The organism is Rhodomicrobium vannielii ATCC 17100, from assembly GCF_000166055.1.
Lineage (GTDB): Bacteria > Pseudomonadota > Alphaproteobacteria > Rhizobiales > Rhodomicrobiaceae > Rhodomicrobium > Rhodomicrobium vannielii.
This window is the reverse complement of sequence record NC_014664.1, coordinates 1852225-1873323: the sequence shown is the minus strand read 5'-3', so window position 1 is coordinate 1873323 and position 21099 is coordinate 1852225. Positions and strand designations below refer to the sequence as shown.

24 protein-coding genes and 1 pseudogene are annotated in these 21099 nt (G+C 61.7%); 8 read left to right on the top strand and 17 right to left on the bottom strand.

Features of this window, described 5'->3' with window-relative positions; translation table 11 throughout:
- Window positions 1–132: 132 nt before the first annotated feature.
- From pgeF to RVAN_RS08600, 5 genes are all read right to left on the bottom strand, one after another.
- Window positions 133–909: a peptidoglycan editing factor PgeF gene (gene pgeF / locus RVAN_RS08620; protein WP_013419356.1), complete on the bottom strand. Its 777-nt coding sequence runs from the start codon at window positions 907–909 to the stop codon at window positions 133–135.
- Between the two features lie 11 nt (window positions 910–920).
- Window positions 921–2042, bottom strand: coding sequence for a class I SAM-dependent methyltransferase (locus RVAN_RS08615; protein WP_013419355.1), 1122 nt, complete (start codon window positions 2040–2042; stop codon window positions 921–923).
- 9 nt (window positions 2043–2051) lie between these two features.
- Window positions 2052–2588, bottom strand: coding sequence for a CoA-binding protein (locus RVAN_RS08610; protein WP_013419354.1), 537 nt, complete (start codon window positions 2586–2588; stop codon window positions 2052–2054).
- A 115-nt stretch (window positions 2589–2703) separates the two neighbouring features.
- Window positions 2704–3135: a LexA family protein gene (locus RVAN_RS18905; protein ID WP_049779293.1), complete on the bottom strand. Its 432-nt coding sequence runs from the start codon at window positions 3133–3135 to the stop codon at window positions 2704–2706.
- A 53-nt stretch (window positions 3136–3188) separates the two neighbouring features.
- Window positions 3189–3443, bottom strand: coding sequence for a helix-turn-helix domain-containing protein (locus tag RVAN_RS08600; RefSeq protein WP_013419352.1), 255 nt, complete (start codon window positions 3441–3443; stop codon window positions 3189–3191).
- 343 nt (window positions 3444–3786) lie between these two features.
- Here RVAN_RS08600 and RVAN_RS08595 point away from each other — a divergent pair, with 343 nt between their 5' ends.
- The 3 genes from RVAN_RS08595 to RVAN_RS08580 all read left to right on the top strand — a co-directional run bounded on the left by RVAN_RS08595 (window position 3787) and on the right by RVAN_RS08580 (window position 5597).
- Window positions 3787–4263, top strand: coding sequence for a GcrA cell cycle regulator (locus RVAN_RS08595; RefSeq protein ID WP_013419351.1), 477 nt, complete (start codon window positions 3787–3789; stop codon window positions 4261–4263).
- Entirely contained in the window at window positions 4260–4880 is a 621-nt protein-coding gene (locus RVAN_RS20120) for a hypothetical protein (protein ID WP_155942396.1), read from the top strand. The genes RVAN_RS08595 and RVAN_RS20120 overlap by 4 nt, the downstream gene beginning before the upstream one ends.
- A 255-nt stretch (window positions 4881–5135) precedes the next feature.
- Window positions 5136–5597: an MgtC/SapB family protein gene (locus RVAN_RS08580; protein WP_013419350.1), complete on the top strand. Its 462-nt coding sequence runs from the start codon at window positions 5136–5138 to the stop codon at window positions 5595–5597.
- 52 nt (window positions 5598–5649) lie between these two features.
- Here the strand turns inward: RVAN_RS08580 and RVAN_RS08575 are convergent, their stop codons facing one another.
- The 4 genes from RVAN_RS08575 to RVAN_RS08560 form a co-directional block, all read right to left on the bottom strand.
- On the bottom strand, window positions 5650–6135 hold the full coding sequence (locus tag RVAN_RS08575; RefSeq protein ID WP_013419349.1) for a CreA family protein: 486 nt from the start codon (window positions 6133–6135) through the stop codon (window positions 5650–5652).
- Between the two features lie 102 nt (window positions 6136–6237).
- Complete coding sequence (locus tag RVAN_RS08570) at window positions 6238–6681, bottom strand: EamA family transporter (RefSeq protein ID WP_245258047.1); 444 nt, start codon at window positions 6679–6681, stop codon at window positions 6238–6240.
- Window positions 6682–6862: 181 nt separating this feature from the next.
- Window positions 6863–7654, bottom strand: coding sequence for an N-acetylmuramoyl-L-alanine amidase (locus tag RVAN_RS08565; RefSeq protein ID WP_013419347.1), 792 nt, complete (start codon window positions 7652–7654; stop codon window positions 6863–6865).
- Between the two features lie 55 nt (window positions 7655–7709).
- A complete protein-coding gene (locus RVAN_RS08560; RefSeq protein WP_013419346.1) occupies window positions 7710–8426 on the bottom strand; it encodes a TerB family tellurite resistance protein in 717 nt (238 codons plus the stop codon).
- Between the two features lie 283 nt (window positions 8427–8709).
- On the opposite strand from RVAN_RS08560, the gene RVAN_RS08555 reads away from it, so the two are divergent.
- Window positions 8710–10074, top strand: coding sequence for a TrpB-like pyridoxal phosphate-dependent enzyme (locus tag RVAN_RS08555; RefSeq protein ID WP_013419345.1), 1365 nt, complete (start codon window positions 8710–8712; stop codon window positions 10072–10074).
- Window positions 10075–10127: 53 nt separating this feature from the next.
- Here the strand turns inward: RVAN_RS08555 and arfB are convergent, their stop codons facing one another.
- Complete coding sequence (gene arfB, locus RVAN_RS08550) at window positions 10128–10550, bottom strand: alternative ribosome rescue aminoacyl-tRNA hydrolase ArfB (protein ID WP_013419344.1); 423 nt, start codon at window positions 10548–10550, stop codon at window positions 10128–10130.
- 175 nt (window positions 10551–10725) lie between these two features.
- On the opposite strand from arfB, the gene RVAN_RS08545 reads away from it, so the two are divergent.
- Entirely contained in the window at window positions 10726–11127 is a 402-nt protein-coding gene (locus RVAN_RS08545) for a YchJ family protein (protein ID WP_013419343.1), read from the top strand.
- A gap of 29 nt (window positions 11128–11156) precedes the next feature.
- On the opposite strand, the gene RVAN_RS08540 is transcribed toward RVAN_RS08545, so the two are convergent.
- Both RVAN_RS08540 and RVAN_RS20115 read right to left on the bottom strand, forming a co-directional pair.
- A complete protein-coding gene (locus RVAN_RS08540) occupies window positions 11157–11717 on the bottom strand; it encodes a response regulator (RefSeq protein ID WP_169309534.1) in 561 nt (186 codons plus the stop codon).
- Window positions 11718–12109: 392 nt separating this feature from the next.
- Window positions 12110–12406, bottom strand: a complete 297-nt coding sequence (locus RVAN_RS20115; RefSeq protein ID WP_155942395.1) for a hypothetical protein — start codon at window positions 12404–12406, stop codon at window positions 12110–12112.
- A 650-nt stretch (window positions 12407–13056) separates the two neighbouring features.
- On the opposite strand from RVAN_RS20115, the gene RVAN_RS18900 reads away from it, so the two are divergent.
- Together RVAN_RS18900 and RVAN_RS20810 are read left to right on the top strand one after the other, a co-directional pair.
- Window positions 13057–13971, top strand: a complete 915-nt coding sequence (locus tag RVAN_RS18900; protein WP_169309533.1) for a L,D-transpeptidase family protein — start codon at window positions 13057–13059, stop codon at window positions 13969–13971.
- Between the two features lie 318 nt (window positions 13972–14289).
- Window positions 14290–14442, top strand: a pseudogene (locus RVAN_RS20810) (uridine kinase); the annotation flags it as partial.
- Window positions 14443–14458: 16 nt separating this feature from the next.
- On the opposite strand, the gene guaA reads toward RVAN_RS20810, so the two are convergent.
- From guaA to RVAN_RS08505, 5 genes are all read right to left on the bottom strand, one after another.
- The gene (gene guaA, locus RVAN_RS08525) at window positions 14459–16036 is read right to left on the bottom strand and encodes a glutamine-hydrolyzing GMP synthase (RefSeq protein ID WP_013419340.1); all 1578 of its coding nucleotides are present in this window, start codon (window positions 16034–16036) and stop codon (window positions 14459–14461) included.
- Between the two features lie 123 nt (window positions 16037–16159).
- Complete coding sequence (locus RVAN_RS08520) at window positions 16160–16366, bottom strand: hypothetical protein (protein ID WP_013419339.1); 207 nt, start codon at window positions 16364–16366, stop codon at window positions 16160–16162.
- 308 nt (window positions 16367–16674) lie between these two features.
- Window positions 16675–17973: an RsmB/NOP family class I SAM-dependent RNA methyltransferase gene (locus tag RVAN_RS08515; RefSeq protein WP_013419338.1), complete on the bottom strand. Its 1299-nt coding sequence runs from the start codon at window positions 17971–17973 to the stop codon at window positions 16675–16677.
- A 300-nt stretch (window positions 17974–18273) separates the two neighbouring features.
- Window positions 18274–19344: a ferrochelatase gene (gene hemH, locus RVAN_RS08510; protein WP_013419337.1), complete on the bottom strand. Its 1071-nt coding sequence runs from the start codon at window positions 19342–19344 to the stop codon at window positions 18274–18276.
- Window positions 19345–19684: 340 nt separating this feature from the next.
- Window positions 19685–20419: a hypothetical protein gene (locus RVAN_RS08505; protein ID WP_013419336.1), complete on the bottom strand. Its 735-nt coding sequence runs from the start codon at window positions 20417–20419 to the stop codon at window positions 19685–19687.
- A 175-nt stretch (window positions 20420–20594) separates the two neighbouring features.
- Here RVAN_RS08505 and lspA point away from each other — a divergent pair, with 175 nt between their 5' ends.
- On the top strand, window positions 20595–21095 hold the full coding sequence (gene lspA / locus RVAN_RS08500; protein ID WP_013419335.1) for a signal peptidase II: 501 nt from the start codon (window positions 20595–20597) through the stop codon (window positions 21093–21095).
- Window positions 21096–21099: the final 4 nt, after the last annotated feature.

Sequence of the window (21099 nt, the reverse complement as noted above, 5' to 3'; positions counted from 1 at the left end):
AATTCCGCCGAATCTTTATAACGAAGGAAATTTAGCCGCCGCCGCAAAACGCGTCCAGAACCACGCGGTCCAAAGCGGCGAAGCGACACAAAAACACGTTAATATCGGGTATAGACCCCCTAGTTATCCACATCACCCGACCACAATGGCGGAAATTTGGCGTCCGTAATCCGGTTGGGAGCGCAAGCAAGTGCGTCGGTAACTGAAGAGAATCGATTCGTTTTCGTGCGTGCAGACGCCGATGTCTTCCGCCGATTTCACTCCCGCCGAGACAAGTCTATCCAGCACATAGGCGGATAAGTTGAAATGCGGGCGTGGTCCGAACGCATCCGAGAAATACTTGTCGTTCTCCGGTGCCCCTTCGGTGAACGCCGCGCGAAATTCCGGCCCGACCTCATACGCGCGTTGCGAGATGGCGGGGCCGATTGCGGCTGAGATGCGCGACGCCTTCGCGCCGAGGCTCTCCATGGCCTCGATGGCGGCTTCGAGCACACCCGCCTTCGCACCCTTCCAGCCCGCATGCGCCGCGGCGACGACGCCTGCCTCCGCATCGGCCAGAAGAACGGGCGCGCAATCGGCCGTGAGCACGCTCATCGCAAGCCCCGGCGTTGCGGTCACGACGGCGTCGGCCTGCGGTGCGTCACCCGGCTCCCACGGCTCGTGCGCGATCACCGCTTTCGGCGAATGGATCTGATAAGGCCCGATCAGCGATGCGGGCGAGACGCCGAGCACCATGGCAACACGCGCCCGATTTTCATCGACGGCCTCGCGCCGGTCGCGGGAGCCGCGCCCGCAATTGAGCGAGGCATAGATGCCCTCGGACACGCCGCCCGTGCGCAGAAAGAAGCCGTGCCGGATGCTCGGGACCGAAAGCCCCTCCGCCGCCTTGAATGTCACTGCCTCAGCCACCGTCTGCCTCCTTAAACGTGCTCGCCGAAAGGCGGCGGTGGCTCCGATATGCCACGCGTCCATGAAAGGATCTTGAAAAGCGCCCCCATCTGCGCCGGATCGACGAGCCGAGCGATGCTCTGCGCGATGGCGCGCGCCTCCTCCGCCGAAGTGCTGGCAAGCAGCTGGTTCGCGCGCGCCTCGACGCCGAGACGCAGAAGCCATTCGCCCATCGCCATTGGCCCGAAGACGACGAAGCTCGCTTCCTCCGCAAGCCGCGCGAGCCGTGAGAAGTCCACATGCGCGGTGAGGTCTGTCTCGCCCGGCGCGTCGAACAGCCCGGCGAACTTGTGACGGCGCACGGCCTGCAATGTCTCACCGAAGGCCGGTTTCGCGTAGCCGTAATCGATGACGAGCGCCGCAAGCGGAGCGTCTCCCGCGCGCGCCGCGAATTTGGCGAGAAGCGGCCCGACGCCGGGGCAGTGTTCGAGGATATCGCCGTCGCGCGGTTCACCATAAGAGGCGGCTGTCAGCGGCGGCTGCGCAACGTCGGCCGATGTCGCGAGATGGAAAGCGCCATCCTCGAAAGCCACAACGCGCTCGCGCCACACCTCGGCCGCGCCGTCGAATGCGAACTGGCGAACGGGCAGGCAGTCGAAAAATTCGTTCGCGATGACGATGGCGGGGCCGCTCGGCACTTCGCCCATGTCGCCATGCCATTGGATCGGAACGGGAACGCCCGCGAGCGTCGCCTTCTGCGCCTCGCGCAGCACCTCGGAGCTTTCCACGAGATGCACCGCGATGCTCTGCAAGAAGCCGGGCATAACGCGGGCGGCACGAAGCGCATCCGCCATGAGCGTACCGCGTCCCGGCCCAAGCTCGACGAGGCACACCGATTGCGGCTGGCCCATCTGCATCCAGACTTGCGCCGCCCAGAGGCCGATCAACTCGCCGAAAACCTGCGAGATTTCAGGCGCGGTGATGAAGTCTCCCCCGCGTCCGAGCGGATCGCGCTTGCGGTAATAGCCGTGCTGGAGGTCGTAAAGGCACGCTTCCATATAATCGTGAAGCGGGATCGGCCCACGCTCTGCAATGTCGCGGCGAAGTTTCAGCGCGAGCGGCGTCAAGCCAGAATCGGAAGCGTCAGACGGCATGCAGCCGTTTTACGATTTGTCGGGGCGGATGGAAAGCTGCTGGTAGCCCTTGCCGAGGATGAGGGGTTTCCGGCTTGAGATGCGGTTGTTATTGACGCCCACCCAGCCGATTTCGCCCGACAGCCTGCCATATTCGATCTTCGGGCAGCGGTTCATGACGACCTTGATCCCTTCCTTCTCTGCGAGCCGGGAGGCCTCGTCATTGCGCACGCCGAGTTGCATCCAGATGACCTTGATCGAAAGCTTGTCTTTCAGCGCGATCGTTTCTTCCACGATGCCTTGCGCGGCGCCCGAACTGCGGAAGACTTCGACCACGTCCACCGGCTCGCTCAGATCGGCGAGGCTGGCGAAAACTTTCTGACCGAGGATTTCCCCGCCCGCGTGTCCCGGATTGATCGGGAACACCCGATAGCCTTTCGCGAGCAGATATTTCAGCACGAAAAAACTCGGGCGAACGGTGTTCGCGCTCGCGCCGATCATGGCGAAAGTCTTCGCATCGTGAAGGATGCTCGCGATGTAGGTGTCGGGATAGGTGTCGTGGTTCATGTGCTCGCCTGCCGCAGTGGACTCCGCCATATAGTGCCCGGCGCTGCTTTTCAAGCGCGCCGCTCGGCTTTTGCCCACCGTTCTCGGAACGGGTCGCGGCGGAAGATCCTCACGCTCACCCGAGGCGCGGCCGCTGCGTCGGCGTTGAGAGATCGAAAACGCGATGGATGCTGCGGCACACCCCGATGATCTGGCCGGGCGAAATGCTGGAAATGCGGATCGTGCGAAAGTTGGGGTTCAGGGGCACGAGATCGATGATGATCGAGCCGTCCTCCGCGCGCCCAACCTCGCGATAGAGACGAAACAGGGCGGTTTGCTCCTCGGGCACGAGCGCCAGCACAAAATCCGACGGCGATGGCTTCGCATCGAGGTCGATCAGCGCCTTGTCGCCCGGCTCGAAGGAGACACGTTCATAAGGGTGCGACATCGACTTGTCGCGGATGTCGATGAAGACGCAACGGCCGGGCAACCCCTCCTCGCCAAAGACAGGCATGGCAAGGGAGGATACGGGCTCGGAGCCTTCAGCGATACGTTTCAGTTCATCCATGTTATCGAGCGCTAGCAAGGGTATGTGCCGGATCGTTGGAGACGATAACGCCTTCACCCCTCAGCCTTATTTAAAACAGAACCTTTTCCGAAATATATATAATCGACCGTGACGCCAAATGCGGCAGCAAACAGGATGGCCTGTTTCGGCGGAACCGCACGCTCGCCGTTCTCATAATTCATGTAGCGGCTATAGCCCCAGCCGAATTTGCGGACCGCGTCGCTTGCCTTGTCATACCCAGCATCGATGCGCGCTCGCCGAAGGCGATCCGCAATCGATTTGAGTTCGTCCGGGGTCCAATCTCGCATCTAACTTTGCCTACCTACACGTATTGTGTAACACGTCTGCCGAACGTGACATGGTGAGGGAACGTAAGAGTTTGATCTGATTCGCAGGTCTTTGTGATGCAACACGCTTGCATAGCGATCAGGCGGCGGCTTGCCGCTCCCCTTAACATCAATTCCAACATGAACTTTTTTCCATAGGCGCCTCTTCCGTAGGGTAGGGGCACCGCCGCTCTTATTCCAAAACAGATTAGCACTTACGATAATTTTACACGTTTTGTGTATGTTTCCACACAGAAGCGTTCACTCTTTCTTGTGCCCTCAGATGTGTAATCTTACCCCGCTTCGCCTCCCACGCGCTGGAGCGATGCAGGCCGCCTCCCAGGCCCTTCCTGCCCTTGCTCTCTCGCGTTTGTCGCAACCTGCGCCCCAACCGATCCACGGACGGCGGCGCTGGACGACGGGCGACCTGACCGAAATCATTGCAGCCCTCGCGACACTCAGGACAAGCGATATCGCGAGAACTCTCGGCGTCAATCCAAAGGCGCTGCGCTCTCTCCTTCGCCGCAATGGCATCAGCCTGCGCGTGTTGCGCGAACATGCCCGGCGGGACGAGCCGCAAGACGGCGGTCTCATCGTCCGGCGCTCGGTCGCAGGCCCCTCCGCGATTTACGGAGCTGCGGCGCTGGAGCATCTGCCCGACGGCGCGTGCCGCTGGCCGCTTGGCGATCCCGCGGAGCCGGATTTTTCGTTCTGCGGATGCAAGGCCGAACCCGGCCGCTCGTACTGCAAGAAACATTGGCAGCTGGCTTTCCAGCGTCAGGAAGAACCGAGGGGCGCATGACAGAAGCGAAAAGCCGCCGCGACCTTTCCGACGGCCCGTCGCCCTGGCGTCGCCAGCATACCGCGTTCACGCGCGATGTGCTGACACCGCCCGGCGCCCCCGTCGTCGCACGCCACCGGGCCCGGCCGATCCTGACCCCGCACGAAATGCGGCTTGCGATCCTCGAAGACGCGGCGGGAAAGCCGGAAGCCGTGCGCATCCGCTCCCTTCGCCGCCGCTTGACCGTGCTGGACCGCGCGCTCTCCGACCGCGAGGCGCAAGCGCTAGAACGGCTATCGTCCTGCATCGCCGCTCTCAAATGCCGGTGCGGTCAATTACCTCAGATCGGAGGTGCGCTCGCCGCCATCGGGCGGCCGCGTGCCGTTCGGCGAGAGGCAGCGGCGCGAGATCGCGGGCGTGAGCTACGTGCTGAAAGGTCTGTGCGCGGAGGATCGCGCGGCGGTGCTGCGGCTCGTTGCCCTTCTCGATCCGGGCTACAGCGGCGTTTTCAAGCCCGACGAGTCGTTCCTGGCGGGCGTGCGGAAGCGGCGGCGGCGGCCGTTCGGCTCTACGACGCCTTCGCGGTCGCACCTCGACAGCGTGGCGAGCCGATCGAACGAGAGACGCGAACGCCTTGAGGGGCTTCGCGCTTGGGCGGCAAGCCGTCAATGTCTCACGCTGGGCGCAAACTCGGCTTTACGCGGCGCGATGCTCTGCCGTCCTTCTCGCGTTCCGAATGCCTCGTTTCGTCAGGCGGAGTGCAATCGCCGGCCGTCTCATGCGCGGCAATTCGACTCCGGGTACGGAACTCTTTGCGGGACCGCGTTTTGCCGTCCCGCCCGCAGTCGTGGCGCGAGCACTGTCTTTTTCCAGCCGCTCCCGTGGAGGTTCGCATGATTGATTGGCCCGATGCCGTCCTGCGCCTCACCGCTGCCGCTGCGGTGGGTGCGGCCATCGGCCTCGACCGTGAAGCGCGCGGCAAGCCGACCGGCGTCCGCACGCTCTCCATCGTGGCGCTCGGCTCGGCGCTGGCGGTGCTTTTGAGCGAGCATCCCTCCGGCGTTCAGGCGGATGCATCGAGCCGGGTTATTCAGGGCGTGCTCACCGGCATCGGCTTTCTTGGGGCGGGCGTGATCCTTCGCCGCGATTCTGGCGACAAGGTTCGGGGGCTTACCACCGCCGCCGCCATCTGGTTCACCGCATGCATCGGGATGGCGTGCGGGCTCGGCGCATGGCCAATTGTCGTCACCGCCGCCGTGCTGGTCGCGCTGATCCTCGCGCTCGGCAAGCGGCTCGAACGCCTGCTCGTTCCGCAGAATAACAAAGACGAGCATCGCCCGCCCGGCAGCGCCTAGCCCACGCGGGGACCTTTCCTCACTGCGCAAATCGAGCCCGATTTCGGCCGATCTATCGCGCCGCCCAAGGCATGACCGGCACCGTGGAAATCGAGTTCTGAGGCGATCCCTCGATCAGCTTGTCGCTGATGGCCACATAAACAAGCGTGTTCCGCTTCTTGTCTACGGTCCGGTAAACGTGCGTCTTCTTGAAAAAGATGGAGGTGCGGTCGGAATAGACTTCCTCGTTCTCGCCGAGCTTGCCGATATCGACCGTGATCGGGCCGACCTGACGACACGCGATGGAGAAGCGGCTCGGATCTTCCGCGAGTCCGATCGTGCCGCCGAGGCCGCCGGTCTTCGCCTGCGCGATATGGCAGGCCACGCCGGGCACTTTCGGGTCGTCGAACGCGCTGACGCACACCTTGTCGTTCTTGCCGATGAGGCGGAATGCCGTGCTGATGCAGCCGATATCGTCGGCGCGAGCAGCACCGCCCGCCAGCGCCGTTAGCGCCAGCACCGCGCTAATCAGCAGTTTCCCGCCCACATTCCGTTCCATGCAAACCTCCGCGCCCCTTGGATCGTCTCCATATCGTTCGCCGTTAGCGAAACGCAAAGGACGCGCGCTGCTTTATCCGCATTCAACGAAGCCAGAAGCGCGTCAAGCTGCGTGACTTTTCAGCTTGGGAGCAGCCGGAGCCAACTTCGGCGCGGGCAGGATCGCGACGGGACGCACCACCAAATGCTCGGCGCGCTCGGCGATGAGGTCCGCCTCCGGCTCGGCGCGCTTCGTGAGGTGATCGGTGCGGCTGATGAAGTAGACGCCCGCAATCACGAGGGCGATGCCGAGCATCTGCACGACGTCAACGGATTCCCGCAGAAAGATCGCTGACATGACTGCAACGCAAACATAGCTCAGCGCCGTCACCGGCTGCGCGAAGCTCAGATCAGCGTTGGCTAGCACGACCATCCAGTTGAAGAACTGGAGGGTCATGATCGTGATGACGACGAGGAACAGCGGCTCCTTGAAGATCGCGAAAAACGAGGCGTCGTCCGGCAGATCGAGCACCGCCGTCTTCCAGAAAATCTGGATAGCGGAATCCACGACGATCGCAAGGACGAGGCCGAATGCTACCTTTAAGGGCAATTTGCGCGGAATAATCATCCGGCATTCATAGCCCGGAGCGGCTAACGCCTCAACGGGCCACGGGAATTTCCGCCCGGGATGCGGCGTTTCGGCCACAGGTTGGTTGCACGAGGCTGCTCAGCCGGACCGCGCACCCTTATTAAAAAGAGCGTGCGTCGGTTTCCGGCAGCGCCTCTAGCAGCGCATCGAGCGTCTTCAGCGTCGATGGGTCCGCGCGCCCGTCCACAAGCGCGGGCCGGAAATGGCGCTGAAACGCCCTCACCACGATCCGCGTGGCGTCATCGTACGCGCCCGTGACGTCGATGCCGTAGCCATAGGCCGCGAGCTTCTTTTGCAACTCGCGAACGGCAGCGCCGCACGATCCCGTGTCGAGCGCGTCGCCTTCCACAATCGGCGCTGGCTCGACCCAGTGGCCGATGCCGCCAAGCGCCAGCCATGCCCAATTGAACTTCTCGCCGGGGTCGTCCTTGCGGGCGGGCGCGATATCCGAATGGGCGAGCACGTGACGCGGCGCAATCTTGTTGCGCGAAACGATGTCGTGGCAGAGCTTTTCGACGGCGAGCATCTGCGCGCGCGGAAAGTCGGGATAGCCGAGGCCGTGGCCGGGATTGTGGATCTCGATGCCGATGGAGCGGGAATTCACGTCGTCGCGGCCTTCCCACATGGAGAGGCCCGCATGCCAGGCGCGCGAGCCTTCCGGCACGAGTTGCGTGATCGCGCCCGTCTCGTCGACGACGTAATGACAGGAGACGCCCGACTCGCGGAGCGCAAGCCAGCGGATGGCCGCCTCTGCGCTTTCCATGCCCGTGTAATGCAGGATGAGGATATTCGGGGCGGAGCAGCCGCGCCGGTCCTCGCGGTTTTCGGCGGCGACGATGCGCGACACGAGCTCGGAATCGGGCTGGAATGCGGGGGGGATTTCGGATGTCATGCTGATGATACGCTACGCTTTCTGAGGCTTTGCCGCCCGCCGCCGGCCTCTTGCGCTAAACGGCGTGACGGGATTGCCTGATCTCATCATAGGCGGCGTTGATGGCGGCGAGTTTCTTGGTCGCGATCTCGATGAACTCGGCGGGCACGCCGCGCGCGATGAGCTTATCCGGGTGATTTTCCGCGACGAGCTTACGGTACTTCGCCTTGAGATCCGCGTCCGAGATATTCGGCGATACCGAAAGCACGGTGTAGGGATCGTACAGGTCGCAGCGGAAATGCCGCCCCCGAATGCCCATATAGTCTATATGGGTGAAGCCGAATTCCTTCGCGACGTCGGCGAGAAACTGATCCTCTGCGGGAAGCAATTGGCCATCTGAAATGGCGATATGGAACAGGCCGTCTAGCACGTCTTCGAGCAATTGCCGGTCGTTGCGGAGAAGGCGGCCAAGCTGGCGCGCATACATCTCGAAGCCCGCAACGTCCTGCTTCGCGAGGTTGAAGACGCGCGCGACGTTGTGCTCCTCGCCCGGCGGGATCTTGAACACTTCCTTGAAGGCCTGAATCTCGCTGATCGTGACGACGCCATCGGCCTTCGCCATCTTCGCCCCGAGCGCGATCACGCCCATGGTGAAGGCGACCTGCCTGTCATGCCCCGAATCCGAAAGGGTTCGATCGACCGCATGGCCCGCCACGCCGCCGAACAGCGCCCCGAGCGGCCCGCCGAACGCGAGGCCCGCCGCAGCTCCGGCAAGTTTTCCCCAAATTGACATCGTTTCGGATCCAGCCGCCAAAGCGAAGTTGCAGCAGGTACTTTAGCCGAAACCGGGTTGAAAAAGAAAGGGGATAGCGCCGCAGGAGCTTTTGCAGTCTATCGCGCTCTGCAAGGAGGCCAAACCTTCGTCTTTTGCCAGTTTGGGCGCATCGGAGAGATTTGCATTGCGCGGACGATGCCCGGCCGTGCAATTTCATCATAGAAGCCGCCCGCCGCAAAGTGCCACGGTTACGCCCCTCTTTGCTCGTGTATGGTGCCCAAAAATGAAGCAGGAAGGCCGCATGAGCAACCAACTCAAATATGTTCTCGACGAAACGCAAATCCCGAAATTCTGGTACAACCTCACGGCCGACCTGCCGGTGCCGCTGCCGCTCGTCCTGCATCCGGGCACCAAACAGCCCGCCGGACCTGCCGACCTTGAGCCGCTGTTTCCGATGGCGCTCATCGAGCAGGAGGTGACGAGCGAACGCGAAATCGAGATCCCCGAGCCGATCCGGGATGTCTACCGCATGTGGCGGCCGTCGCCGCTCTACCGTGCGCGCCGTCTCGAACAGGCGCTCGGCACGCCCGCGAAGATCTACTACAAGAACGAGGGCGTCTCGCCCGCGGGGTCGCACAAGCCGAATACCGCCGTGCCGCAAGCCTGGTATAATAAGGAAGCGGGCATCCAGCGCCTTTCCACCGAGACGGGCGCGGGACAATGGGGCGCGTCGCTCGCGTTCGCGGGCGCATTGTTCGGCATCGACGTGACGGTGTTTCAGGTCCGCGTGTCCTACGACCAGAAGCCGTATCGTCGCGCGCTGATGGAAACCTACGGCGCGCGCTGTATCGCCTCGCCGTCGGACCAGACCGACTCCGGCCGCGCCATGCTCGCGCTGAACCCGACCAGCCCCGGCTCGCTCGGCATGGCTATTTCGGAAGCGGTGGAAATCGCCGCCAAAGACCCGGCTGTGAAATATGCACTCGGCTCCGTGCTGAACCACGTCATGTTGCATCAGACGGTCATCGGCCAGGAAGCCATCAAGCAGTTCGAAATGGCCGGCGATGACCCGGATGTCGTGATCGGGTGCACGGGCGGTGGCTCGAACTTCGCGGGCATCGCGTTCCCGTTCCTCGGGCTGCAACTGCGCGGCGGCCGCAAACGGCGCATCATCGCGGTGGAGCCTGCCTCCTGCCCGACATTGACGCGCGGCACCTACGCCTACGACTTCGGCGACACCGCGCACCTGACGCCGCTCATGAAAATGCACACGCTCGGCTCGACGTTCATGCCGCCCGCGACGCATTCCGGCGGCCTGCGCTATCACGGCATGGCGCCGATGGTTTCGCATGTCCATGAACTGGGCTTGATCGAGGCGCGCGCCTATCACCAGAAGGCATGTTTCGATGCGGGCGTGCAGTTCGCGCGCTGTGAAGGCATCGTGCCCGCGCCGGAGTCGACCCACGCCGTGCGTTGCGCGATCGACGAAGCGCTGCGCTGCAAGGCGGAGGGCAAGGCCGAGACGATCTTGTTCAACCTGTCGGGCCACGGCCATTTCGACATGGGCGCTTACATCAACTACTTCGAAGGCCGGATGATCGATCAGAATTACGACGAAGGCGCGCTTGCTACGGCTCTATCCGAACTGCCCGCCGTGGCCGCGTGATCGCTTGAAACCACCCTGCGGCGTCGAGTTTCGGCGCGATGCCGCAGAGATTCCTAATCGCTGGTGCCGGGTGCCTGCCGCTGGCGCTTGACGTCGCTCCGCTTCGATTTACCGGCGAGCCGCCGCTGCTTCGAGCCGAACGTTGGCCGCGTCGGCCTGCGCACCGGACGCTCGATGGCGGCCTGCCGGATCATGCGCACAAGCCTGTCGATGACGTCCCTCCGGTTGGCCTCCTGCGTGCGGTAGCTGCCGCCCGTGAGCACGATCTCGCCGTCCTTGGTCAGCCGCGATCCGGCGATGCGCTCAAGACGAAAGCGCACGGCCTCAGGAAGGCTCGGTGAGCGGCGCGCGTCGAAGCGCAACTGCGCGGCGGTCGAAACCTTGTTGACGTTCTGGCCGCCGGGACCGCTCGCGCGGATGAACGTCACGGCGATCTCGCCCTCGTCGAGGTCGATCCTGTCCGTAATCGCGATCATCCCGATTCCCGCCCGCGTGGTTGTGGTGCTTTGTCGCCCGAAATGGCGCCCTTGCTTGTAGCTTAACTTCGCCGTCTTCGATACGGATTACGAAACGCGGTAGCACGCGGTGCAGACGGCGAAATTGCACTTCGCTATTCATGAGCATGGGCGCAAACGGAAGGACACGGCCGACATGAAAGAGGAAAAGACGTATCGCGGTCCATGTCCCTGCGGCAGCCTGTTAAGCTATGAGCGCTGTTGCCAGAGATTGCACAACGGTGAACCGGCAGCCGATGCCGAGGCGCTGATGCGGTCCCGCTACACGGGGTTCGGGCTGAAGCTTCAGGACTATCTGCTCGAAACCTGGCATCCCACCACGCGCCCGACCGATCTGGACGTTGAAGCGTCAGCACGCCGCTGGCTGGGCCTGAAGGTAACGCGCCATGAGGCGACCGGCCCGGATACCGCCGATGTCGAATTCGTCGCGCGTTACAAGGCGAAGGGCCGCGTTTGGGAGATACGCGAAACAAGCCACTTCGTTCGCGAGGACGGGCGCTGGTTTTATGTGGACGGCGACTTCGAAAAGCAGCCCTGATCCGTCATCGTTCCATCTCGCGGCGCGCCTTACGCCGCGAGCTTCGACTGGACCGCGGCGACGAGAGCGCGCGCGTTGAACGGCTTCGAAAGCACCACTTCGCTAGCGGCTCCAAGCTGCTCGGTGACGGCTTCGGGATGAGCGGTGATATAGATGACGTCTGCGTGGATCTGCTCGCGGATCGCGTTCACCACATCGATGCCGGTCTCATCCCTGAGCCGATAATCCGCGACGATCAGCTTCGGGTGAGACAAGCCCACGATCCGCAAAGCTTCCTCACGGTTTTTAGCGATGCCAGCGACGGAGAGGCCGAGCGTCTTGATGATCTTCTGGAGATCGAGCGCGATCATGGCCTCGTCTTCGATTATCAGCACTGCGGGCTTCGCGCGCATTTCCAGCAGCGAAGAGACGTAGGCCCGGCGAACGGCCGCCTCCGTCATCCCCATTATTTCGCCCACGTCGCCGTAAGAGAACCCCATGACCGCCCGAAGCGCCACGATCTGGCGGCGCTGGTGAGGAAGCTTCAGAAGTTCGGTGCCGATACCGCACCCTCCGCTGAAGCGCACCTCAGCGAGAGGCGCACTCGACACGGCAGCTTCGTTCACCAGGCGGTAAAGTTCGAATCTCGACGATCCGCCATTAATGCCCTGCGCTTTCAAAGCTTCAACAACGGCAATACGGCTCAATTGCCTGTTGCCCAGTATGCAGGAAGCATATCGAAAAATATTTTTTAAAAGTTTTCCGGAGATAGCATCGCCCATAATGAACGGATCCTCACCTAAACGTCCAAGCATTGGCTCGGCTAGGATATGCGACCATACTGGAGATGAAAGTGTAGGAGAAGCTGAAAGTTAATCTCGGGTTGATGCCCACGGTGCCGTTCCCGCAAAAAAAGCGCCGGTGCCAGGGCAAGGGAGCACCCTGAGCAACCGGCGATTGAGTTTCCCGTTCCAACTTGGGTCACGTCACGCCAATCCGACCATCACGGCTTGCGCGGCGTACCAGCAGTTAAAGCAATTATCGCGCCAAAATAGTTGGCATACAATATCGCCACCGCCGCTCGCTGCGACGTATCCGCCCGTTTATCGCCGATCCTGCAAAAAGCGGTTGAACGACGGCCGGCATTTGCCAATTTGGCGTCGCGCAGTGGACCGCTCCCCATCACAGCGCCCGGCGGCTGCGATGTGTTGACGCCTCCGGTTGTGGGAGGTGGTGCGCAAAATGCGCGCAGGCCGCCGAAGAAGAGAGCAGTTTTTACGCTCCAAATATCTTTTTTCACGCGTTCCCATAGATTAACGGCAATTGTCAGGTTTGTTTCTGGCCGTCTCCTAAGTAGCTCGCGAACCGCAAGCGATATAGCAAGCTATAGTTTAAGTGGGACGTCTTGAGCAGTTTGTGTCCTCCCGAGCCTGCAACGCCAGTTTTCATTATCGATTTCAAGGTATTGGGCAGCCCGCCGATTGGGATCCGCGCAGCGCTGCGAAGAGCGATTCAGGCCCGCTTTTCTGAAGCAAAAGCCCGGGTCCAAAGGTTACCAAATCGTGCCTTGAACATATTGCCTTGCAAATTCAATGTTCGGGAGCTACAGTCCAGGAATTAAAGCAGGTAAATTCTTTAAATAAAATTCTATTAAAAGCTTTAAATAATTCGTTTTCCGGTGGTCATACTTAGATCACATTTCGATTCCGGAAATGAAGCTTGAGCCTGTTCTTGACATGACTTGGAACAGCTTCAAACCGCCACTTGGCGTGAGCGCTAGTCTGGCGTAGTTTACAAGGAGTGAAGATGCAGTATCGTTTAGTGTGCGTGCTGGTAAGCGCGATCGCCTTTTGCCTGGCTTCCTTCCAGGGAGCCTCCGCCACAAGCCGGGACGCGCGCGGCGCGGTTGAGAAGGAGAATGCGCTCGCAGCTGAATTCGAAGGCAAAGGCATGAAGCTCGGTTCCCCCGTCTTCATCCGCATCTACAAGCAAAGCTCGACACTGGAACTCTGGGTCGAAAAAGGTCCGCGCTACGAACTCTTCAAGACCTACGGCATTTGCAAGTTTGCTGGTGGCCTCGGTCCGAAGATGTACGAAGGCGATCGCCAATCCCCGGAAGGCCTGTATCGCGTGGAGTGGGATGACCTTATCGGCCCCAACCCCCGTTGGCATCGCGCCATGAACATCAACTACCCGAACGCGTTCGACAAGATGAACGGCCGTGGCGGTTCGAGCATCCTCATTCACGGGAAGTGCTCGTCCATCGGCTGCTTCGCCATTCAGGATGCGAATGTCGAGGAAGTTTACGACGCGGTTCGCGCGGCTCTGCGCGGCGGCCAATCCCATGTGCCCGTGCTCGCGCTGCCCTTCCGCTTTGCGAAATACGCCCCGGAATTGGATGATACGCGCAAGCTGAACGAATTCTGGTCCGATCTGCGCCGCGCCGACCTTCTGTTCGACCGCGACCGCCTGCCGCCCATGGCCTATGTCTGCGACAACCGCTATTATTTCGCCGACCGCCGCGGCGACAAGGCCCGCCACGCGGTCCAGCTTCCGGGCTGCAAGCCCCTCGAAAAGCAGCGCCCTGCACCGCGACAGGATGAGGCCAGCAACGCCTCCGACAACATCAAGCCGGTGGGCATCGATCAGCAGCCCAAGCCCGAAGCTCCGGCTGCCATGCCGACCATGCCCACGCTTCACAAGGTATCCAACGAAAACGGTCAACGCGGCAGCCATGTCCTGAAGGCCGCGATCAGCAGCAAGATTTGTCCGCTGAAGTTCCCGCATTGCAAGCAGCACGCGAGCGCGCATGTGCGCTACGCCAAGCTGACGATCAAGGCGGGTGCCGAGAAAACGGAACGCTGATCGCTCCCTGAGGTTTAGAAGAAAAAGAGCGCCCGCGGGTTAACCGCCGGGCGCTCTTTTTTGATTCCGGGAAGCTCTTCCGGCGGAGCTTTCTGTTCAGGTCGATTAATGTCTGTCCTTGGCCGCAGCTACAATTTCCGCCAGGATCAAAATAGCGAGTTCCGCTGGCTGTTTTGCATGGGGATCATGCCCGCGGGCGTTCGGAGGATCATGAGGTCGGCTGGATCGGTGCCCTTCCCGACAAGCACCCGCTGACGCGCCAGACGCGTCCTTCTGCTGCCAACGGCACCGAGATAAAAACACTCGCTTTTAAGGAATATCGGCAGAGAACTCTCTCTCACCGATGCGGAGCTTTTGGCGGCCGTGGAAAAGGCAGCGGATTATCGGATTCTCGCCGACGCGACGGTAATCAAGATCGGCGGACCGAGCATTATAGACCGTGGACGCGCAGCTGTCTGTCCGCTCGTTGATGCCGGAGGGGCAAAAATCATTCCCACTCGATGGTGCCGGGCGGCTTCGACGTCACGTCATAGACGACGCGGTTGACGCCTTTTACCTCGTTGATGATGCGCGTGGCGGTGCGGCCGAGGAAGCCCATGTCGAACGGGAAGAAGTCGGCGGTCATGCCGTCGACCGAGGTGACGGCGCGCAGCGCGAGCACGCGGTCGTAGGTGCGCCCGTCGCCCATGACGCCCACCGTCTGCACCGGCAGGAGTACGGAAAACGCCTGCCAGATGTGATCGTAAAGCCCGGCCTTGCGGATTTCGTCGAGATAGATGGCGTCGGCTTTCCTCAGGATGTCGAGCTTTTCTCGCGTGACGCCACCCGGCAGGCGAATGGCGAGGCCCGGCCCCGGGAACGGATGGCGGCCGATGAAACTCTCCGGCAGGCCGAGTTCGCGGCCGAGCGCGCGAACCTCGTCCTTGAAGAGTTCGCGCAGGGGTTCCACCAGCTTCATATGCATGCGCTCCGGCAGACCGCCGACATTATGATGGCTCTTGATCGTCACGGACGGGCCGCCGGAGAAGCTGACGCTTTCAATCACATCGGGGTAGAGCGTCCCTTGCGCGAGGAAACGCGGCGCGCCGCGTCCGTCGGCGGCGATCTTCTTCGCCTCGGCCTCGAACACCTCGATGAACAGGCGGCCGATGGTCTTGCGCTTCTTCTCGGGGTCGGCTTCGCCCTCAAGCTGGTCGATGAAAAGGTCAGACGCATCCACATGCACGAGCGGGATGTTGTAGTGGTCGCGGAACATGCCGACCACCTGCTCGCTCTCACCGAGGCGCATCAGGCCATGGTCGACGTAAATGCAGGTCAGCTGGTCGCCGATCGCCTCGTGGATGAGGACCGCCGCCACCGACGAATCGACGCCGCCCGAAAGACCGCAGATCACTCGCTCGTTGCCGACCTGCTCGCGAATCTTGCGGATCATCTCCGCGCGGTAGGCGGACATCGTCCAGTCCGACTTGAGGCCGACGATCTTGTGCACGAAGTTGGAGAGGAGCTTCGCGCCGTCCGGCGTATGCACCACCTCCGGGTGAAACATCGTGGTGTAATAGCGCTTCGCTTCGTTCACGAGGATCGCAAAGGGCGCGTTCTCGGAAACGCCGATCACCTCGAAGCCCTCGGGCGCGCGCGTGACGCGGTCGCCGTGGCTCATCCAGACGGGGTAGCGCTGCCCGACCTGCCAGATGCCATCGAAAAGCGGCGAAGGCTTCAGGATCTCCACATCGGCGCGGCCGAATTCGGCAGCGTGGCCGCCCTCGACGTCACCGCCGAGTTGCAAGGCGAGCGTCTGCTGGCCGTAGCAGATGGCGAGGATCGGAACGCCGGCATCGAACACGGCCTGCGGCGCGCGGGGGCTGCCCTCGCGCGTCACCGTGTCCGGGCCGCCGGAGAGGATCACGCCTTTCGGCTTCAACGTCTCGAAGGCGGCCGCCGCCGATTGATAGGGATGAATTTCGCAGTAGACACCGGCCTCGCGCACGCGCCGCGCGATGAGTTGCGTAACCTGGCTACCGAAATCGACAATGAGAACGGCATCCGTAGCGGGAAGACCGGCCAAGAGAAGCTCCACTTCTGTCCAGAAAATCGAATGGGTCCGCGCAAGCGCGAACCCATTCCTAACATAGCCTTGTTTTTGCGCGCGTAAAGCGTTCCGGCGGCAAACCGGCCGCGAGGCTCGGCGTTACTGGCAGCTCGCGACGACCGCCGTCGCATCCGTCTTCTTGATGTTCGCGCAGGCGAAGCTGCGGAGCGGCTCGGGAAGGTTGGCGTTGATCTCTGCCCAGTAAGGCAACTCGCCCTTCGTGGTGTAAGAGGCGATGAGCCAGTAGCCCGCAACGGCGATGATGGCGAAAAGAACCAATGAGATGATGGCCTTGAGGAAACCCATGGTGAAACTCGCTTGTCCTGAGTGTGAAAGATTGGCGAACCGGGCGCGACGCCCATCAGACGAAAGGTCAATCGCGCGACAGCCCTTTTTCACGCATGCTGCCGTCATCGTACGGCGTGCCGACGCGGCTCATGCGCGAGTGTTTGTTAGATCCGTGTTGTGACTGTTTGTTTGCGGATCGGCGACGAGCTAGGACACCGTCTCTGGGCGAATTTTAGGCAATTTTGTGCCTTTGCGACGCTTTTGCGGCTTGGGTAAGCGGGTTTTAAGCCGCACCCGCTCCTCACTTCCAAACGTCGCGTTCAAGTTCAATCGGCGGTTCTCGTCAGCAGGGCGATAAAGAAGCCGTCCGTTTCGTGGCTCGCGGGCGTGAGAAGAAGCCCGTGTCCTTCGCCCGCATAGGCTGTCTCGACGGTTCGGCCGAGAACGTCCTTTGCGCGGCGGGCGACGTCGATGGCAGCGAAGCCAGGCGCGCGGGCGAGAAACGCCTCGATCTGGTGTTGGTTTTCTTCCGGCAGGATTGAACAGGTCACGTAGGCGAGCTTACCGCCCGGCTTTACGAGGGTCGCTGCGACGTCGAGGAGCGTCGATTGTGTCGCGACGCGCTCATCAAGCTGCGCGGGCGAAAGCCGCCATTTCGCATCCGGCTTGCGCCGCCAAACGCCTGTGCCTGTGCACGGGGCGTCGACGAGCACGAGATCCATGTGGCCCGCCAGCGGGTCGAGCGCCGCCGTCTCGCCCGGCTGGAGCGTCTGCACGTTACGCGCGCCTGCTCGCTTCAGCCGCTCGAAGATGGGGCGAAAGCGCGTCGCGTCCGCGTCGTAGGCGTAAATCTGGCCGGTGTTCTGCATATGCGCCGCGAGTGCCAGCGTCTTTCCACCCGAACCCGCACAGAGGTCGGCCACCTGCATGCGAGGTTCCGCGTCCGCGATGAGCGCCGCGATCTGGCTGCCTTCATCCTGAACCTCGAACCAGCCCTTGCCGTGCGCCGGGTCGGCCTCGACATTCGGATTGCGCGCGCCACCCTCGCGCGGCGGCAGCCTCACGCCGATGGGAGACCACGGCGTTTCAACGGCATTATGACGGTCGAACGCCTTCAGCACCTTGTCGCGCGTCGCCTTCAGCGTGTTGACCCGGAGGTCAACCGGGGCGCGGTTCGCGAGCGCCTTTCCTTCCTCAATCGCACGCGCGCCGAAGGCTGCTGCGAAGGATGCGGCGAGCCACTCAGGGTAATCGCCCTGTACGTGCGCTGGCGCGGCTGAAAGGTCGCCGCTCTCAAGCCCCGCGATTTCAGCGGCCGTCAGCGGTTCCGGCGCGTGCTCCTCGCCCGAGCACAAGACGGCGATGTCGTCGGCTGTCAGACCCCACGAGCAGTGCAGCGCCGCCAGCGCCACGGGGCGCGGCTCGTCGCAGTTCATGAGAAAGGCAAGCGAACCCTTCCGCCTCAGGCTGTCGTAAACGAGGTTGCCAATCCAGGCGCGGTCGCCCGACCCGGCAAAGCGGTGCGAGCGGCCCCAGTCGGCGAGCGCGACCGATGCCGGTCTGCCCCGCTCCCTGATCTCGGACAGGATTTCTATCGCTGCTTGAAGTCGCGCGCCCGTCTGCATGCGTTCCCTTGGTCAAGAGTGTTCGTCGGCACGGGGAGATTTGCCGATAAGCAGATGGAAAACAAGGAAAAGCCGGGATTTTTGGGAAAAACTTTCGATTAATTGAGGACCGGCCAGATGAGCGCCTCTCTGCAATGCAACCGACGGAAGAGTAGAAGAACGAGATCGCGAAATTTTATTGAAAAGCTGATCTCGTCGCGAGGTCGAATTTGAGCATGGCAGTCACGAAAAACGGGCGGTGCCTGAAGCGCGCGTTCGGCGCGTAAACTCGCGGCCACACGCGACTTCAAGTTTGCCCCGCTAGAAGTCGACCCAGCCGGAAAGCTCGCGTTTGACGATGGTCGTCAGCGTGTCGATGCTCTCGTTCGAGTCGTTCAGGCAGGGCAGGGCCGCGAATTTCTCGCCGCCATTCTCCAGGAAAATTTCCGCCCCTTGAATGCCCATCTCTTCCAGCGTTTCGATGCAGTCCGAAGAGAAGCCGGGAGTCATCACCGCCACGCGCTTCACGCCTCTCTGCGCGAGGTCCGCTATGGTGTCGGCGGTGTAGGGTTGCAGCCACTCCGCCGAGCCGAAGCGCGACTGGAAGGTGAGCAGAAGGCGGTTTTCGGACCAGCCGAGCGCATCGCCAAGCAGCCGGACCGTCTTCGCGCAGTGACAGTAATACGGGTCGCCAGCGTCGGTGTAGGAGCGCGGCAGGCCGTGGAACGAGGAGATTACAACCTCCGGCTCGAAATCGAGCGCAGCGATACGCGCCTTCGTGGACGAAGCAAGCGCATCGATATAGTCGGGATCTTCGAAATAGGGCGGCACGACGCGAATGGCTGGCTGCCAGCGCATTTCCTTCAAAGCGTCGAAAGTCTTGTCGCAGGCGGTGGCGCTAGTCGCCGCCGAATATTGGGGATAAAGCGGGAAAATCAGGATGCGATCGCAGCCCTTTTCCTGAAGCGCTTCTAGCCGCGACTTGATGCTCGGATTTCCGTAGCGCATCGCCCAGTCGACCTCGATGCGCGGGTCGCGCGCGAGAAGCGCGCCGATCTTGTCGCTCTGGCTACGCGTAATGGTGCGGAGCGGCGATTCATCGCGCTCGGAATTCCAGACGGAACGATAGGCTTCCCCGGACGTAAAAGGGCGCTTGGTCAGCACCACCATGTTGAGGATCAGCCACCAGACAACGGAATTAGCCTCGATCACGCGCCGGTCGGACAGAAATTCCTTGAGGTAGCGCCGCATGGGCCAATAACTCGTGCCGTCGGGCGTACCGAGATTGACGAGCAGCACCCCGATGCGTCCGTAATTCACAAGTGGATGGTCGGCAGGCGCAGCCAGCGGAGCACGTGCGACTCCCCAGAAGCGCTGCGGCATAAAGTTCATAATTCCGCCTCCCACCTGCTTTCGCGATCTGACGCCGCAATTTTAGTGCTCGTTTGTGCCCGCAAACGAAATACTTGATTAGCGCGTCGATCGCAGCGTGTCATCCTACCTACGTCTAGATATGCCCAAAAAATAATCGATTTTTCGTGAGCAGTGACGAAAACGCATGCTCGCCGGTAGGAGATGGTGATCCCCTCCGACGTTGGCAAACGCAGGCTGAACAACGTGTTAGTACCATTTTGCCGCAACGTCTCCTGACGCCGCCTTTCTTAGTCCGGTTATGCAACGTTTTGTTAAACAGGATCATTGCGCAAGGCCGTAATTCGCCGCATCGACCGAATCACCGCCAGTGTTCCGCTATCCAGGGAGTCGGCCGCACCTGCTTGTAGAACACGTGATACCAATGATCGCGCGGCCATTTTCCCACCACAGCCTCGTCCGGGTCGGGCTTCCCGGTGAAAGCCACTACTTTCGTTCCATCCGGCAGCGGCGGCGTCTTGATAAGGTTGAGCGGCCATGTCGGGATCAGGCTGTGCTTGAAGCTATGGCACCACGAATCCGGCCAGAACTCTATGTCCGTGATTTCGCGCGAGATGAAGGTCTGGCTGTTCCGGTATTTGCCATAGTAGCCGTCGAAGTCGCTCATCAGCCGGTCATATAGATAAGTGTGGCCGCCGACGGGGAAGCGATAGACGGACGTGTTGCCGATGTGCTCCTTGGGCTGCGTCCAGTTGCGCGCCACGCAGAAGTGCCCCGGCTTGTAGTCGAAGAAGTCGTCGAGGCCGCCGGTGATGACGACGTCGAGGTCGAGGAACAGCACTTCGCCCGAAATCCCATCCAGTTCCTTCTGCCACAGCGAAATCTTGCGCCAGGGCCACCATCGCTGTTTCTCGGGCAGTACGATATGCGGCAGCGGGTAAGTTTCCACGCCTTCGTCAACGCCCTCCGCATCGTCGGTATAGCAGACGAAACGCGTCGGGCGCGTTGTGTGACGGCGAATCATGGAGTGGAGGCGGTTGACGTAGTCCGGGCCATAACGCTTGCCCCACTTCATGGAGATGATCGTCTGGCTCATCGCTTTTGAATTTCCGTCGCCGTCCCGTTGTTCGCGCTTATAGACCGGCCTCGCGCGGCTGTCACCTGCACTTCTCGCCGCTTTCGAGGCCTGCTCTTTAAAGAGCCGCGCTTGTGCAAGCCCGGTCGGTCGGCTAGAGAGGCTCGTCTTCATCTCTAGGTTTCAAGAGGCGCCGATGAAAATCTGGGGATTGTACAGCCTGACGGGCCTTATCTTCGCCGCCGCGACCCTTCTCGTGGATCAGGGTCAGAAGGTCTGGACGATCGCTTTCTTCCAGAGCGGAGAAACCGCTAAGATCGTCGTCGCGCCGTTTTTCGACATCGTGCTCGTGTGGAATCGCGGTGTATCATACGGGCTATTCAAGCAGGACAGCGCCGCCGGCCAATGGATTCTGATCGCGTTCGCGTTTGCGGCAACGCTCGCGCTGTTCCTGTGGCTGGCCCATATGCAGACGCGTCTTTCGGCGGCGGCGGTCGGCCTCATCATGGGCGGCGCGCTCGGCAACGCCATCGACCGGATGCAGTATGGCGCGGTGGCGGACTTCTTCTCTTTCCATGTCGGCTCATTCCACTGGTATGTGTTCAACCTCGCCGATGTCGCCATCGTGGCGGGCGTCGGGGGCCTCCTTTACGACTCGTTAAAATCAAGCCATAAAGAAGCCGGAAACCAAGCCTAACGCT

Bases quoted from the DNA above. Each gene is read 5' to 3' on its own strand.
- RVAN_RS08615 (WP_013419355.1), bottom strand. From the start codon at position 2,042: ATGCCGTCTGACGCTTCCGATTCTGGCTTGACGCCGCTCGCGCTGAAA.
- RVAN_RS08610 (WP_013419354.1), bottom strand. From the start codon at position 2,588: ATGAACCACGACACCTATCCCGACACCTACATCGCGAGCATCCTTCAC.
- RVAN_RS18905 (WP_049779293.1), bottom strand. From the start codon at position 3,135: ATGGATGAACTGAAACGTATCGCTGAAGGCTCCGAGCCCGTATCCTCC.
- RVAN_RS08600 (WP_013419352.1), bottom strand. From the start codon at position 3,443: ATGCGAGATTGGACCCCGGACGAACTCAAATCGATTGCGGATCGCCTT.
- RVAN_RS08595 (WP_013419351.1), top strand. From the start codon at position 3,787: ATGCAGGCCGCCTCCCAGGCCCTTCCTGCCCTTGCTCTCTCGCGTTTG.
- RVAN_RS20120 (WP_155942396.1), top strand. From the start codon at position 4,260: ATGACAGAAGCGAAAAGCCGCCGCGACCTTTCCGACGGCCCGTCGCCC.
- RVAN_RS08580 (WP_013419350.1), top strand. From the start codon at position 5,136: ATGATTGATTGGCCCGATGCCGTCCTGCGCCTCACCGCTGCCGCTGCG.
- RVAN_RS08575 (WP_013419349.1), bottom strand. From the start codon at position 6,135: ATGGAACGGAATGTGGGCGGGAAACTGCTGATTAGCGCGGTGCTGGCG.
- RVAN_RS08565 (WP_013419347.1), bottom strand. From the start codon at position 7,654: ATGACATCCGAAATCCCCCCCGCATTCCAGCCCGATTCCGAGCTCGTG.
- RVAN_RS08560 (WP_013419346.1), bottom strand. From the start codon at position 8,426: ATGTCAATTTGGGGAAAACTTGCCGGAGCTGCGGCGGGCCTCGCGTTC.
- RVAN_RS08555 (WP_013419345.1), top strand. From the start codon at position 8,710: ATGAGCAACCAACTCAAATATGTTCTCGACGAAACGCAAATCCCGAAA.
- arfB (WP_013419344.1), bottom strand. From the start codon at position 10,550: ATGATCGCGATTACGGACAGGATCGACCTCGACGAGGGCGAGATCGCC.
- RVAN_RS08545 (WP_013419343.1), top strand. From the start codon at position 10,726: ATGAAAGAGGAAAAGACGTATCGCGGTCCATGTCCCTGCGGCAGCCTG.
- RVAN_RS18900 (WP_169309533.1), top strand. From the start codon at position 13,057: ATGAAGCTCGGTTCCCCCGTCTTCATCCGCATCTACAAGCAAAGCTCG.
- RVAN_RS08520 (WP_013419339.1), bottom strand. From the start codon at position 16,366: ATGGGTTTCCTCAAGGCCATCATCTCATTGGTTCTTTTCGCCATCATC.
- RVAN_RS08515 (WP_013419338.1), bottom strand. From the start codon at position 17,973: ATGCAGACGGGCGCGCGACTTCAAGCAGCGATAGAAATCCTGTCCGAG.
- hemH (WP_013419337.1), bottom strand. From the start codon at position 19,344: ATGAACTTTATGCCGCAGCGCTTCTGGGGAGTCGCACGTGCTCCGCTG.
- RVAN_RS08505 (WP_013419336.1), bottom strand. From the start codon at position 20,419: ATGAGCCAGACGATCATCTCCATGAAGTGGGGCAAGCGTTATGGCCCG.
- lspA (WP_013419335.1), top strand. From the start codon at position 20,595: ATGAAAATCTGGGGATTGTACAGCCTGACGGGCCTTATCTTCGCCGCC.